12 protein-coding genes and 1 pseudogene are annotated in these 15,420 nt (G+C 42.2%); 5 read left to right on the forward strand and 8 right to left on the reverse strand.

Annotated features, from left to right (window positions below; genetic code table 11):
- Positions 1-158: 158 nt before the first annotated feature.
- The 4 genes from UF75_RS28510 (at position 159) to UF75_RS19040 (ending at position 3,021) form a co-directional block, all read left to right on the forward strand.
- The gene (locus tag UF75_RS28510; protein WP_156146516.1) at positions 159-329 is read left to right on the forward strand and encodes a hypothetical protein; all 171 of its coding nucleotides are present in this window, start codon (positions 159-161) and stop codon (positions 327-329) included.
- A 168-nt stretch (positions 330-497) separates the two neighbouring features.
- Complete coding sequence (locus UF75_RS19030) at positions 498-1,358, forward strand: MoxR family ATPase (RefSeq protein WP_242860340.1); 861 nt, start codon at positions 498-500, stop codon at positions 1,356-1,358.
- Positions 1,343-2,311, forward strand: coding sequence for a VWA domain-containing protein (locus UF75_RS19035; protein ID WP_045576144.1), 969 nt, complete (start codon positions 1,343-1,345; stop codon positions 2,309-2,311). Before UF75_RS19030 ends, UF75_RS19035 begins: the two co-directional genes overlap by 16 nt.
- A 146-nt stretch (positions 2,312-2,457) precedes the next feature.
- Positions 2,458-3,021 (forward strand): hypothetical protein, encoded by a 564-nt coding sequence (locus UF75_RS19040; RefSeq protein ID WP_045576145.1) that lies wholly within the window; start codon positions 2,458-2,460, stop codon positions 3,019-3,021.
- Positions 3,022-3,044: 23 nt separating this feature from the next.
- Here the strand turns inward: UF75_RS19040 and UF75_RS19045 are convergent, their stop codons facing one another.
- The 8 genes from UF75_RS19045 to UF75_RS19080 form a co-directional block, all read right to left on the reverse strand.
- Positions 3,045-4,808, reverse strand: a complete 1,764-nt coding sequence (locus UF75_RS19045) for an adenine deaminase C-terminal domain-containing protein (RefSeq protein WP_045576146.1) — start codon at positions 4,806-4,808, stop codon at positions 3,045-3,047.
- Positions 4,809-5,014: 206 nt separating this feature from the next.
- Positions 5,015-6,655, reverse strand: a complete 1,641-nt coding sequence (locus UF75_RS19050) for an AMP-binding protein (RefSeq protein WP_197079464.1) — start codon at positions 6,653-6,655, stop codon at positions 5,015-5,017.
- 55 nt (positions 6,656-6,710) lie between these two features.
- The gene (locus tag UF75_RS19055) at positions 6,711-7,454 is read right to left on the reverse strand and encodes an ABC transporter ATP-binding protein (protein ID WP_045576147.1); all 744 of its coding nucleotides are present in this window, start codon (positions 7,452-7,454) and stop codon (positions 6,711-6,713) included.
- Complete coding sequence (locus tag UF75_RS19060) at positions 7,447-8,208, reverse strand: ABC transporter ATP-binding protein (protein WP_045576148.1); 762 nt, start codon at positions 8,206-8,208, stop codon at positions 7,447-7,449. The genes UF75_RS19055 and UF75_RS19060 overlap by 8 nt, the downstream gene beginning before the upstream one ends.
- On the reverse strand, positions 8,201-9,238 hold the full coding sequence (locus tag UF75_RS19065; protein ID WP_045576149.1) for a branched-chain amino acid ABC transporter permease: 1,038 nt from the start codon (positions 9,236-9,238) through the stop codon (positions 8,201-8,203). The genes UF75_RS19060 and UF75_RS19065 overlap by 8 nt, the downstream gene beginning before the upstream one ends.
- A complete protein-coding gene (locus UF75_RS19070) occupies positions 9,235-10,107 on the reverse strand; it encodes a branched-chain amino acid ABC transporter permease (RefSeq protein ID WP_045576150.1) in 873 nt (290 codons plus the stop codon). Before UF75_RS19070 ends, UF75_RS19065 begins: the two co-directional genes overlap by 4 nt.
- Before the next feature lie 99 nt (positions 10,108-10,206).
- A complete protein-coding gene (locus UF75_RS19075) occupies positions 10,207-11,505 on the reverse strand; it encodes an ABC transporter substrate-binding protein (RefSeq protein WP_045576151.1) in 1,299 nt (432 codons plus the stop codon).
- Between the two features lie 533 nt (positions 11,506-12,038).
- Complete coding sequence (locus tag UF75_RS19080) at positions 12,039-13,925, reverse strand: XylR N-terminal domain-containing protein (RefSeq protein ID WP_045576152.1); 1,887 nt, start codon at positions 13,923-13,925, stop codon at positions 12,039-12,041.
- Between the two features lie 372 nt (positions 13,926-14,297).
- On the opposite strand from UF75_RS19080, the pseudogene UF75_RS19085 reads away from it, so the two are divergent.
- A pseudogene (locus tag UF75_RS19085) lies at positions 14,298-15,420 on the forward strand (indolepyruvate ferredoxin oxidoreductase subunit alpha); the annotation flags it as partial.

Genomic DNA, 15,420 nt, shown 5'->3' on the forward strand with positions numbered 1-15,420 from the left:
AGGTGGAGTTTTAACTCCATCTGGGTCTTAGTCGAGTGAATAGGCATATGCTCGCATTTAGGCGTGACAGTCATTTATAACCCTGTCTGGTGACTGTTCCGGACAGGGTTATAAATGACTGTAAAATTCTTTCTCATAGGAATAGGAGAGTTAGTAGTATGTTGAAAGCCATTGTTCTTGCTGCAATACTAGGTATGTTGTTTCCAGTTGCCGGGCATGTATTGAGTGGCAGGTTAAGTAATAATTGGTTGCGATTTGGAATCTCAATCATTTTTCTGATTGTCTCTATCCTTATTTCTTACTATTTGGCTTTAATATTTAAATGGTAAGACTGCCTCGACCATTGGATATTTTTGCATCCTGGAGGTGACTTAGTGAAGAGTCTTTCATGGGAAAATTTTTTTAAATTCAAATGGCCTTTTAGTTACCGTGTACTCCCCAAAAACATTCCTGACACCGCTTGGGAGGCATTTAGCTCTAAGGAGGAACCTAAGAAAGTGATTAGTACAATGACACCTCAGTCGCTGAGAGCAAGTATGTGGCGAGAGTGTTCTTATATCTGCTCGGAGGAAGAGGCCTTTACGATCTATATGGCACTTGAGTTGGGAAAACCGCTCCTAGTTGAGGGACCACCTGGGAGTGGAAAAACAGAAGTAGCAAAAGTGATGGCCACAATCCTTGAGGCGGAGTTAATTCGCCTGCAGTGTTATGAGGGTCTAGATGAGGGGAAGGCCCTGTATGAATGGAACTACCAGAAACAGATCCTTGATATTCAGAAAGGTGGAAAAGGAAACGTTTTTGGAGCAGACTATTTACTTTCTAGACCGCTCTTAGCTGCTATTCAAGCCAGGAAAACCCCTGTTCTTCTGATTGATGAAATCGACAAAGTAGAGCCCGAGTTCGAGGCTTTTCTGATGGAGATTCTTTCTGATTTTCAGGTATCTATCCCGGAATTCGGCACGGTCAAGGCTAAAACTCATCCCCCGGTAATTCTTACCTCTAACGCCGTGAGAGACCTTGGGGATGCTCTGCGCAGAAGATGTGTCTATCTTTACCTTGATTTCCCAACGATTGATAGAGAAGCTACTATCCTGATGCGGAAGATCCCAAGTATGCGCCCTGGCTTAGCTCTGCAAATTGCCCATACTATGTACTTGCTGCGGGAAAATTTAGAGTTACTGAAGCAACCCTCCGTCTCTGAAAGTCTGGATTTGGCACAAGCTGCTGTCAAAATGGAAAAGACAAGCTTGGACCCCTTGTTCCTGGATCAGCTAAACTCACTTTTTTTAAAGACCAGGGAAGATCAAGAGCAGTTTAGAAAGAAAGGCGGGGGGAAATGGGTGTGCAAAAACCTGTAATTCCCGCAGTCGTCCGAGATAAATGCCAGAGTTATTGGGAATGGCTTGCTTCGCTGTTTCGTTTTTCTGCTGAGATTTCTGCTCGACAAGAGGCTGTCAGTGGCAGCACAAGGTCCTTGTCTATTCCGATTCAGGAAATGTCTGTTCACGCCCACCGCCAGGCAACTGGCTCTTTAACCGGTCAAAATTTGGTCGTAAATAAAGAAAAGCTCACAACCGGGTCCTTAACGGTCCAGGGAAATGAGATAACGGATGATGATGTGGTTTATGCGAGAACCCAACTGCGAAAAATTGCTCAGCATTTAGTTACAAGTTTGTCCCGTAACCGCAAGCATAGCAAGGTTAGAACGCAAATTGACTTAAGAAGATCCCTGCGGCGGTCCATACAAACGGGTGGTGTCTTACTTGAGCTGAACTATAAAACCAAGGTTATTAAGAAACCTCGACTGGTCATCATTTTAGACACTTCCGGGTCGATGCAAGTCTGGATTAGTATGCTAATCCAACTGATTCAAGCGGTTGGCCTTGAATTGTCGAAAAAGGAGATTTTTATATTTGCCGAAGACCTGGAATGTGTCACAAAAGATCTTAAGAAGACCTGGCAAGAAACGGTCAATATCATAAAAACGAGAGCAAACTGGGGAGGTACAACAAGTATTGCTTCTTCTCTTAGTACCCTGCAAGAGCAGCATCATGATAAGTTCTCGCCTCAAACGGTTGTCCTTATGCTTTCTGATTTGTTCACTGCTGAACCTCTAAAATCAGCCGAAGAAGTTAAGAAACTTCGCCGAAAAACAAAAAGTTTCTTTATCTTTCGCACTGTAGATGGCGAGGATGACGATTATTCTTATGAAAAAGGCGTCCGCCCATTTCTTCGAGCAGCAACTGCTGTTTATGACATAAAAGATCTGGGGGGAATGGCCAATGCGGTTAGGAAGGTGTGTATCAAATAGTGCAGGGAACTAATATTATCGGCTCAGATGTCCATGATAGTGCTTCAAGCAATTGTGAGAATCCCATTTTTATAAGTGAATGTTCTGATGTTCAGCTTTAGCTGAAGGTGTTCACTCTGTATGTTTTAGGAAAGAGGGTGCTGGAGTTGTCCTATGGTCGTGAATTAGATATTCCTTTTGACGTTCTGGAGCTTGATAAATATACCTATCTTGTGCCACATGGAATCTTGATTGAAACTGAACTGCTAGTGAAAGCCGGTGTTGTTAAGATTTCGCTGGTACACAGAAATGTCACTGTTGCACCGTTGGAGCGTGATGCAGCTGTAGCATCTTTCGATTCCCATCCGCTTTTTCCAACCGATGAGTTTTTGGCGACGCTTGGAGTAAAGCCTATTGTTACCCGATTCTCTAGTCAATTGTTACAAGTGTTGGGTATTACGATGGAAACAATCTTTGAGTTTTATTCTAAATCCAACCAGAAGTTACTTGAAATTGATCCCTCTCAGCTCTCTATTTCTAAAGGAAAACTTTGCATTGGGGAGTCACCTTCAGAGCAGATGGACATTGTTTGGACCGGGTCCGGTTTTGTAGTGGTTCCTTCTTCAATTAAACTTGTACCGCCGGAAGAAGTAGTAGAGGAAGCAGTAGGCTCAATTATTGGGAGCAAGTTTCGATGTAAATATGGAATGCTTGACATTATACGGAGATAGTGATGGTCATTCATACTATCTCTTTAGACGAATAGCTCAACAATTCGATTTTCCTTAGACAGCCAATATCCCCGAATAGTGAGCCGTAAAGAAGGTATAGCCGTAAATGTGATTGTCAAGAGTGTCAAAAGAGGATTCTCAAAGTGGCAGCCCATCTCTTGCAAGGTGCTGATCAGAAACTCCAGCCGTTCAGCTACCAGCGGTCCAGCAAGCGCGGAAACTCCCCCATATATTGGTAGCGCCACTTCTGCCTTTACAACACCGTCGCAACAGTACACCATTCCCCCACCTAGTTCCTGCAAATGATTTATCGCAATTGCCATATCCAGATCATTACTACCGACAACCACGACATTGCCTTCATCAAAGGACGCACTGATAGCAAGCGCCCCCTGCCGCAGACCGTACCCTTTAATTAAGCCGAGAGCCTTATTGCCCGTCCCTTCAAATCGATCAATGACTGCAATTTTTAAGATATCCTCCCTAAGTTGGAGCAATCCATGATGCAAAGGCATTTCAAGAAGAACTTCTCGGTTTACAATTTCTGTTACCATTGAAATAATCCTAGCACGCACACTAATACCAGTAGCCATAATCTGAAAGAACTCAGGTGCTACGGTGGGAAGTCTGAGACTTTGGCTAAACTGAGCAGGATAATGCTCTGCTGGTAGATCAATTTCCAGTCTCCCCTGCTGAGCCACCACTCGACCCTTCATGATAACCATTTGGGCATCAATTTTATCAATTGTAGGAATAACCACAAGATCAGCAAATTTTCCCGGGGCAATCCCGCCTAGATCTGCATCAAGGTGAAAATGTTCAGCAGGGTTTAAAGTGGCCATCTGAATAGCTGTGATCGGATTCAATCCCGAAGCTATCGCCTTATTAACAATATAATCCATATGACCGTATTTAACTAAATGGTGGGGCCATACATCATCGGAAACCAAGATAGCTCGGCGCAGGTCGATATCCAGCTTGATCAGCTCTGGTACAACGGTTTCCAACTCACGGCGGATCGAACCTTCGCGAATCATCGTCGCCAAACCGAGGCGCAATCTGGCCAGCACATCTTCAGAACTAATCGATTCATGGCAGCTATCTACTCCGTAGGCGACAAAGGCATTTAACCTGCCATTTTTTGCTCCGGCGCCATGCCCTTCCACTGTTTTACTTAGAGCTCGTGCCTTGGCGACTAACGTGTTTAAACCTTCCTCCAATGCCCCACCCACCACACGGGACCAATATACCTCTCCCAAGCCTAATATTTCCGGGTATTCGAGAATTTCTAACATCTCAGCCACGCTGACTGCCGGTTTCTTTGTTCTAAGTGAACAAAGAAACGTAATAACTGGGGCTGTCGCGAAAATTCTAAGGGGATACGTGGGTAGTTTGGTCACAAATGCCCTTACACCCTCTATTCCCACTCCATTGGCTACCTCAGTGGTTTCGGTAATTACCGTTGTAGTACCCCTGGGAAGGGCAAAAGAGACAAATTCTCTTAATCCCAGCCAATAATCTAAGTGGCAATGAGCGTCAATAAGCCCCGGAATCACTACTTGTCCGCTGACATCAAGCCTTATAGTCTCCGGACTTATCGGAAATCCTTGGTCAGGTCCTACATAGGCAATACGTTCACCCGAAACCAAAATCTCGTAATTCTGAAGCAGTTCGCCAGTGTATACATTAAGTACAGTGCCTCCGGATAAAATGAGATCTGCCGCCTCTTTACCCAAAGCGACCCGTTGAAGACGCAAAACATCCTCGGTTTGAATAAACATTTTCATTTTCGTATAATCCCCCTCTTTATAACCATTTTTCTATCCTTACACTACCGATTACCATAGTATTCCTCTCGAACTATGTTATCCTTTGCCTATGTTTCACCTAATAGTTATCATTTCATCGTCAACGGGTGATCGTTGGAAATCATGACAGAGGGTGCGATGAATAGTTTTTTCATCGTACCCTCTGATTGGGTCTTTTCAGACCATTAGGTATTTTCCAGTTTTATACGATCTTCGTCTCGCAATTCCCTTCTGAGAATTTTCCCGATTTTAGATTTTGGCAACATATCACGAAACTCAATATATTGGGGAACCTCATAAGAATTCAATCGTTCTTTACACCATTTAGTGAGGTCATAAGCGCTAACCCCTCGGACATCTTTTTTAAAGACTACGAAGGACTTTATTCTTTCCCCAACTGCTGGATCTTTAATTCCTATAGTACAAGCAGCAATCACAGCGGGGTGTTCTTGAAGTACTGAATCGATTTTGGAGGCAGCCACTCTATACCCTTTATGCTTTATGACATCAACCGAACGGTCTAAGAAGTAGAGCCAGCCTTGTTCATCAATTCGGACAATGTCCCCGGTTTTATACCATATTTGTCCATCTATATTGACAAAATGAAGGGATGTTTCCTCAGGTTTGTTCCAATAACCGGAGACCATATTTTCCGAAGATACAAACAGTTCACCTGGTTGACCTACTGAGACTTCTTCTAAGGTCTCTGAATTTAAAAGTTTCTTTTTTTGAAAAGAGATAAATTTACCCGCAGTACCTTTCGGAGTTTCTTCCTTCGGACGTGGTCCCGTAACCCCCCCGCAGGTTTCTGTAGCGCCATAGCCTTGATAAAGTGGTTTGCCGAATTTTCTAAGCCACCGATTGGCCACTTCTTGTGGCAGAACATCTCCACCTGAAAAAACATACTGCAGACTTCCTAAATTGTATTGGTCAATGCGATCATGTTCTAAAATCATCCGATGCATGGTCGGTGTTCCTAAAAAAGTCTTAACTTTATAGCGTTGGAAATGGTCAAATATTGCGTCGAGACACATTTTGGGAAGTATTATCAGGGTTTCACCCGTGAACAAGGCACCGAAGCCAACGGCTTGACCAAGGATGTGATAGAGAGGTGACCCTTGAAGAACGATATCTTCCCCAAGTGGTATGAGTGATGAGCTCGCAGCTCTTTGTTCAGTACAACTTTCTACTAAAAGAGCATGACAGATGGGGACTCCTTTAGGAAAGCCTGTCGTGCCACCGGTGTAAAGTATTTCAGCAATTTCCTTACCCGTCAATTTCAGAATGGGTGGAGGAGAAGTTCTGCGTTTGAGCAAGTCTGGGAAGGTATAGATATTTCTACCTTGAGAGTCGAATTTACCAGCAGGGATTTTATCTAACAGGTGTCCAACGAGTTTCTTCCAAGAGGGCAATAGATCCACTAAAGTACAGACAATAACCCGCTTAATATTTGTATCTGCAGCGATTTTATCAATATAACCAAAATTTGTGTCCATACAAAAGATGGTTTCAGATCCACTATCATTGGCTATATATTTGAGATCTTTGGGGCCGTAAAAATGGGTTACCGGGATAGCCATAGCACCAAGCCTTAGAATAGCAAACCATGCAATAATCCACTGAGGGCAATGAGGTGCGTAAATAATCACTTTATCATTTTGCTTAACACCCAGTTCAAATAGAGAACCAGCTATTTGCTCGACCATAGTGTATATCTTAGTGTAACTATAGTGCTCTCCAAGATAGATTAAAGCCGAGTGGGAGGACGACTTTTCCGTAGCGTTTTTGAATACCTCATTGATTGACTTACAAGTTTGTCCAGACAATTAACCCACCCCTTTTCGAATATCTCCCCTGCCGTTACGCGGCACCACCTTAGAACTATGTTCCAAAATAGGCCGATTTCACTTCAGGATTATCCATTAATTCAGTACCTGTGCCCGTCATGACCAAAGTTCCGTTCTCAATAATATAACCCCTGTCGATAATAGGCATGATCGGTCTAGCGTACTGTTCAGACATCATCACGGTGACGCCGTGTTTGCGTATCTCCAGAGTAGCCCTCACCACTTCTGCTTGCATATGGGGGCTTAAACCCAGCAAAGGTTCATCCATCAATAATAATTTAGGCTTTGCAACTAAGGACATGCCTATAGCTACCATTTCTTTTTCTCCGCCGCTTAACATTCCAGCCTTATTTTTTCTTAGCTTAATTAAGGGGGGGAAAAGTTCATAGACAAACTGTAGACTCTCTTTGATTTCCTGAGCTTTACGTAAATAACCACCTAACTTCAAATTTTCTTCAACGGTATTGTCGCGAAACACAGGATGCCTTTCTCGACAGAGGATGATTCCAAGCTCTACCCTATCCCGCGGTTTCAAGGACATGATATCAGCATCAAGGTAATTTATACTCCCGGAAATGGTGATTCTTGTGCCACCTTTGCGTTGTTCACGGACTTTTAAGTGATGGGTCAGTCCAGAAAGAGTATTTAGAATGGTTGTCTTTCCGGCGCTATTCGAACCAAAGAGTCCAATGATTTCACCTTGCTTAATTTCAAAGCTCAAATCATTGACTGCTAAGGCGTTTTCATAGAAAACCATGAGATTATTAACATTAAGCACCCGTTTTCACCTCGCTTCCAAGGTATGCACTGGTCACTTCATCTTGAGTCATCACGTCACGAGGGAGACCCTCTGCGATTTTCATGCCAAAGTTCAAAACAATGATCTTATCAATTATTTTGAACAGCTCCGTGAGACGATGTTCAACCATGATCAGTGTCTTTCCTTCCTTTTTAATACGCTCCAGAAGCGGGACAACACTGGCGATTTCTGACATGCTCATCCCAGAAAATAATTCGTCTAAGATGACGATGTCGGGCTCTAAAGCTAAACAACGGGCTAATTCAAGTCTCTTCAAATATCCGTGGGGCAGTGCACCAGCCTCTTTATAAGGAACCTGGGAATCTCGTTCAAAGCCCACTTCTTCTAAGAGGTGAATGGCAGCTTCATCTAGGTCACCATATTTTCCTCCTCTTAACTTTCTGGCCCGTGGGGAAGAGATGGGAATAATTAGGTTCTTAAAGACGGACATGTTATAAAAGGGCCGAGACATTTGGAAACTACGGGCTATCCCCAAATTAACAATTTTATGAGGGGCCATCCCTGTGATATTTATTCCCTTGAAAAGAATTTGTCCCTTATCCGGCTTGACAAAGCCGCTTATTAGGTTAATCAAGGTACTCTTGCCTGAACCGTTAGGGCCAATAATCCCTAAGGCCTCACCGGGTTTAAGTTCAAAGCTAACGTCATTTGTCGCTTTTGTGCCGCCAAAACTTTTGCAAAGATTGGAGATTTTGATAATAGGTTCAATCATGTTTTACTTCCTCCATCGTTGTCAATCGTTCAATCTGGCTGTACTTTCTTTTAACATATTTAAAGAGTCCTTCAGGTAAACCGATAGAAAATAGCAAGAGAAGAAGCGAATATATAACGACTCTAAGTGATCCAAACTCTCGTAATATTTCTGATAGTGGCATTAAGATTACGGCTCCTAAGGCCCCACCGATAAACGTCCCAGCTCCACCAACGACGACTGCCGTTAGGGGAAGAATGGAATAATCCATAGCAAAGGCGGGTACACCGACGAACTGGAAATGGTGAGCCACAAAAGCTCCTGCAAAGGTAGCGGGTAAAGCAGCTATAAATACAGCTTGGGTCTTATACCATTGAATATTATAACCAGCAGCAATAACCGCTCGGTCATTATCTCGAATGCCTTGGAAAACTAAACCATAATTAGACGAAATCAAGCGACGAAAACCGAAAAGCGTAAGTAGGACGACAAACATGAGCAGATAAAGTTTACCTGTCATTCCTGGGATCGGGGGGAGAGCACTCATTCCTTCTGTTCCACCAAGCACTTTAGTAGCTTCGATTAACCTAGCTAACAAAAGAGGTAAAGCAAAGGTAATCAAACCAAAATATATTCCTCTTAGACGCAATACGGGGTAAAGAAAAAGTGCACATATAATGGACCCGACTAGGGTTGCCGTAGGTATTGTGAAAAGTGGGGACCAACCGAATTTAAAGCTTAGATAACCAGCAATATAACTTCCAACTCCAAAGAAGAAAGCTTGCCCTAACGATACTAAGCCCGCAGAAGCTAGCAAATCCCAACTTAAGGCCAACAAAATAACGACTAATGTTGTAACTAACACGTTTAACCAATACATTCCAACGACATCTTTTAATAAAGGAAGGATGAGCATAGCCAAAATGACGATCGCTTTAGGTAAAATAACATAGAGGAGATCACGCATGGAGGCTAGAACAAAAATATCATCAGATCTTACTTTTATGCCACGATCAATGCGTTCTTTCCGGTGGCTTAAATTCGTCCTCACACTCTCTCCTCCAATTCTTTATATTTGCCAAATAAACCTGAAGGTTTAATCGCTAAAACAATGACTATTGCACCTAGGTATACAACTTGACCCCACTGTGGTCCTAGATAGGTACTTGCAATGACCATGGCATAACCAAGAATCAGACTCCCTACAAAAAGACCCAAAGTGCTTTCTAAGCCGCCAAGAACTGAAACGGCCAGAGCAATTAGAAAAATCTCGTAGCCCAAATTAATAGAAATGATACCTAGGGGTAATATGGCTACTGCAGCAACGGAAGCTAAGGCCGCGCCTAATCCAAGGCTGAGCATTGCCGCCCAATCCGATTCAATACCGATACTTAAGGCTGTATACTCGTCTTGAGCCATGCCCCTTAGGGCCAAACCAGTATTGGTATAATGCGTGAAATACCACAAAAATAATGCTATTATCAGAGCGATGCCAATGATGATCAAACGTTGGTAATCAATCGTCACCCCGAAAATTTCTATACTTCCCTTCACAAAAGGGGGAAGACTAAAATCGAAACTCGTAAAACCTTTCCATCGGAAAAATTCGATTAAAGCAACTCCTAGGGCAAAGGTTGAAATGACTTCGGATAAGACGATGCCCCGGACAGGCATTAAAATAATTCGATAGATCAGGGCTCCTAATATTCCCATCAAAACAACCGTAAGAAGCATGGCCACGAGAGGAGATAAGCCTAAATAGTTGATCAGCATCCAAGCAATAAAGCCTGCAGTAAGATACATAGCACCGTGCGCAAAATTTGCTACCCCGCTTAAACCGAAGGTTAGGCTAAACCCAATGGCTGAGAGCATAAGTATTGCACTGTTAACTAAACCGTAGATTAGAAAGTTAGTGACCATGATTCACACCACCCCTGAAAAAATGGTGGAGCGTTTTTTTTATGAAAAACGCTCCTTAAATTGTTGTTAGCCCTTACTTTTCTATGTCAATACGAAACGTTATTTTATAGCAGGAAGTACGATTTCCCCTTCTGCGATCGCTGCAGGGTATACAGGTACTCTTTTGCCATCAACCCACTGGAATGCAATACTGACAGCGCTTGTTTTCGGATCGGAGCCATAAATAATTTGATGGTTCTTATTGAATTTGAGATGGCCAATCATACCGTCCATATCTGTTTGCTCTAAAGCAGTAACAAGTTTGTCGGCATCCAGTGATCCAGCCTTTTTAATAGCTTCAGCCAAAATATAGATGGAATCATACGATGGCCCTCCCCCATGACCAGTAATTTTGGTGCGTTCTGCTTCGCCAAACTTTTTGCCATAAGCCTCATTAAAGGGAATACTCTTGGGAAGCGCTTTCACTGGTAGAGAGGCATTTTCAAATAAGAAATTAACTAAACCGTTGATATCTCCACCAAAGGTTTTCCAAGATGATTCTGAAGCAGCTGAACTAATAAATCCTGTGAAAAGAGCTGGCACTTTCATGGCACTAGCTTGTTTAACTAAGTTGGCAGACTCAGGCATATCAAAGACGGGAACAATGAGTTGAGCACCACCTAATTTTGCTTTGTTAAGCGTTGAAGAGAAATCCGAAGCTCCCGTTGGGTAAGCATCATGCCCTACAACAGTCCAGCCATTAGCTTTAGCCCACTTTTCCAGCCCGTCATTGGTCCCTTTGGCCCAAGCGACATCTTGATTTACAAAATATACTTTATTGTAATTAAACTTTTTACCTATAGTACTTAAATTATCGGCTAGGTTACCTACGAGATACGGAGAACTGAGGCCGACTCTAAACATGTACTTGTATTTTGGATCTGATTCAACCTTTTTTTCAAAATCAGGGGTCATGGCAATGGATACCATGTAGGGGAGCTTATATTTAGCGATCATATCCATGGCCGAGAGAAGAACCTCTGAACGTAAAACTCCAACAACCATCGCAGCAGGTTTCTTTTCTAGAATTTGTTTTTCGATGGCTGCCAAGGCATCTGTTACAGGAATTGAAGGTTCAGCATCTCTGGTATCGATCGAGACGATTTCAAAAGGACGTTTGGTACCACCAACATCCACGCCACCACTAGCATTTATTTCGTCCACGGCCAATTGCGCCGCTTTTAGAGAACCAGCAGCATCAAATTGGCCCAAGGAAGTTGCAACACCTAGAACAATTGAGTCTGCCTTTTTCTCTGTGGTGGTAGTGGTAGCAGTCTTCTGGCCACATCCAGATACGCTTAATAACATACTCGTCATTAATAATAGACTTACACCAAGAGCTAAAGCTTTCTTTTTCATAATTTGCCTCCTCAATTTATTGTTTTAGGGGATATGATGTTTTTTGGGAAAGAAGACTAACCTATATTCTCAATCACCACCTTTTTTATTTTTTTAATTTTTTAATATATATTGAATTTTCAGATATCATCACTTCCAAATCATAACATATTGAGGTTTCACATTACTACCTCCGAACCAGTCTAAAATTAACATATAATTTCACCCGATTCATGCTAAAAGCCTTTTTCTAGGCATACTTAGTACGAGGTACCACTACTACTTGAAATGGAAGTCTCACGACCAGTTCAAGCGGGAGCAAAACACGATCATCCTTACAGAGATCAGAACGATAAAGGTTATAGAATCATAACGAGACTTAAAGAATAGGCTCCTACTTATAATTCTCATCAGGGGTACTTTTAAGTAGAAGCCTATTCTTTAGATATACAGATTAACAAGCTACTTAGCTTGAATCCCGAAGAAGTACATTGCTACAATGCTTTTCTAAGACATAATTTTGTCTTTTCCCACAAGCTGAAGGATGTTGATAGCTAAGTATAGATTAAAAAAGCTTGGCCATCTTTCGGATCCTGCCCGGTAATTTCTTTAATTCGCTTTAATCGATACTTTAAACCACTTATTGACATATCCATAGTTTTTGCAGTTCCTTCAACATTACCGCGGTGGCTTAGAAACTCTTGGAGTGTAGGTATAAGTTGAGTTTGAAAGGTTTCATCATAAGTTAATAAAGCTCCTATATGGTTAGTTGCAAAGCTATAAATATCTTGTGGATCTAAGACTCTAAAAAGCAGGGCATGGGTTCCAAACTGCTCAAGTGAGATTACTTTACTATGTTTTTTTAGAATTTTACCTATTTCAAGTGCTTTTTTGGCCGATATATAGGAATTGTTAAAATCAGATAGCTCAGTGCAATTGCTCCCAATACCCATAGACAATGTAATTTTCGGATAGCTCTTCAAAACTTGATCAATAATTTTTTCGGCCAGTTGTCTGGTAATTTTCTCCGGGCAGTTCGGTATAGTTTGTTGGACTAGTAAAATCAAATTATCCCCTTTGTTTACTACTATTCCTTTGCCAAACCGTTCTAGGTAACCTTGGACAGTACTGACAAACTCGGTTTTAAAATGCAGAATTCTTTTTTCATCTTGCCCTAAGGATTTATCCAGTAGAGAAAAGTTTTGAATCTCTAACACTAAAACACGATGTGGTAGGGTAATGTCATAATTCAATCCTCGTGCTCGGTTAATGATCGAATTGGGGTCAACTAAATTCTCTGAGAGCAGGTCATCAATAAAATCACCCTTTATGCGCCTTTCTACTTCGGCGATTTTCTTATGTTCTAATATTACGAGAGCAAAAACGCTGGCGGCATGTTCCAAATCAATATTTTCCAAATCCGAAAAGGGTAACCCTATGCGCAATAAAGACACAAAACCAAGATGTTGACTGCCAACCAAAATTGGTGAGACCAACCGATAAACAAAACAATCCGCATGTTGATCCGCTAGTTGAAATGGACGCTTTTGTTGAAGGTAAAAAGCGGAAGTCTTTTTGAAAGATGGACTCGACAAAATTGAGAGATACGGCGTTAGGATATCTTTTGTCGTAGATTGCCCTTGAAAACAGGTGGATTGTGGGACCAAATGGTCATCTTCCTGAATTACAGTACATTTCATTAATTTCGCAAGACTGGCAGTGATATTTTCTATTCCTTGGCCTTTCAAAATACATTGTGTCAATTGTTCGTGAATAGTGACTGTTCGTTCCAGAATCTGATTTTGAGCCTTAATCCTCTGATGAGCTGTTTCTAATTCTTCACTAATTTTATTAACTTCATAATAGGCTAGTTCAGGCAGTATTTCTTCTCCCCAATCTTCAACCGACTTTCCAATAAAAGTACAGTGCTCATCCCCTTGGCCTACACATTGTACCTCTTTATAAATGACCTGCTTCCCTAGGCGAGCGGAACTATAGCCACTAGCATATCCAATTGAATTCCAGCATACTGGTTCGTGGTGGTGACCAAAATGAAGGATATGTTGTTCTGCTTCATAGGAGTTGGTCCAATATCCTTTATAATATGAGGCACCTGTCTGTGGATCAATATTACAAAAAAATTCACTTAAGGCGTAGCCTTGAAGAGTGTGCATGATAGGACCGGTGAATATTCCCTCTTGGTCTTCGTCCCATTGGAATTGTTTTTTCATATTTGTATAGGCCTCAAAACCACAGGACCAGCCATATCGAATCAGAAAACCTTTAGCTCGATCCATACTCAAGGTTTCGATTAAGTCTTTGCGTAGCATACCCAGAGAAGTAGCGTCGAAGATCATCACGCGAGAGCCTTTTAAAAGGATTTTGCCCTTTTCAGGTAAGAATTCGAGTAGCTCTCTTAAACGAATTTCGGAAATTTGCACCTTATCCCCTCCTGGATATTCACTCTATACATGCAAGTGTCATGTAATTCTCAAACGGTTTAGATGTCTTTAACAAATTAATAGTTTACGTTATTACTTTAATATATCAAAATATTCAGTTTACTTATACAGACAAGCTGTGAACTGTTATTAAGTAAGGTTTGATGGTAAGTAATGCTATGTTAACGAACATTGGATTAACAGTGAACGGTTGTATACGAGGGCGATCAGTGCACATGATCTTGTATTTTATATAATGAACCTACTGGTTCTTTACAGTTTTCTATTTTGTGGGTTAAAATACTTACAGAAACTTTTTTCGAAATTGGAAATAGTGTGTTACATTTTTACTGAGGGGGGAGAAAAAAAGGCATGAAAACATTAATGACAGGCAATGATGCAATTGCTCGAGGTGTCTACGAATACGGTGTCAGCGTTGCTACAGCCTATCCAGGCACACCTAGCACAGAAATCCTCGAAAATATTGTCAAATACCCGGAAGTTTATTGTCAGTGGTCGCCTAATGAAAAGGTAGCCATGGAAGTAGGTATTGGCGCTGCTATTGCCGGTGCTCGCACCCTTGTTACCATGAAAATGGTGGGGGTCAATGTCGCGGCCGATCCGCTTTTCACCGTGGCTTACACCGGAACACGTGCGGGTTTAGTCTTAGTATCTGCCGATGATCCGGGAATGCACTCTTCTCAGAACGAGCAGGACAATAGACTTTACGCGGCGTTTGCCAAGATTCCTCTGTTAGAGCCCTCGAACTCCCAGGAAGCGAAAGACATGGTGGGCTTGGCAATGGAAATTTCTGAAGACTTTGATACTCCAGTTATGTTACGAACGACAACTCGGATAGCGCATTCCCAAAGTTTGGTAGAACTAAAGGAGCCCATGGAACGACTTACCAAACCCTTTGAGAGGAACCCGCAAAAGTACGTGATGCTTCCTGCCCATGGACGGGCTCGCCGTTTAATCGTAGAAGAACGAATGCAAAAACTCGCTAACTTTTCCGAAACCGTGGCTGTCAACTTTATGGAGATGAACGATACAGCCATTGGTATCATCACCTCGGGTATTTCGTATCAATATGCTAAAGAGGCCCTACCTCAGGCGTCCATCCTTAAATTAGGCCTAACTAATCCCTTGCCTTCAGGCTTAATCAAAGAGTTCGCAGCCAAGGTTAGCAAACTCTATGTTATTGAAGAATTAGAACCCTATATGGAAAACGAAATTCGTCGCTTAGGTATTTCCGTCATTGGCAAGGAATTTTTTCCACCTTACGGAGAACTCTCCGTTCGGATGATCTCGGAAAAAGTGACGGGTCAAAACGGACTATCCGTTGCTAAACCCTTTGACTCTCCGTTCAGGCCACCGGTCATGTGCCCGGGCTGCCCCCATCGCGGACTGTTTTACACCCTCAAGCAACTCAAACTCGTTGTTTCTGGCGATATTGGCTGTTATACCCTTGGAACCATGCCTCCTCTCCAGGCGA

This window comes from Desulfosporosinus sp. I2 (assembly GCF_000960765.1).
Classification (GTDB): domain Bacteria; phylum Bacillota; class Desulfitobacteriia; order Desulfitobacteriales; family Desulfitobacteriaceae; genus Desulfosporosinus.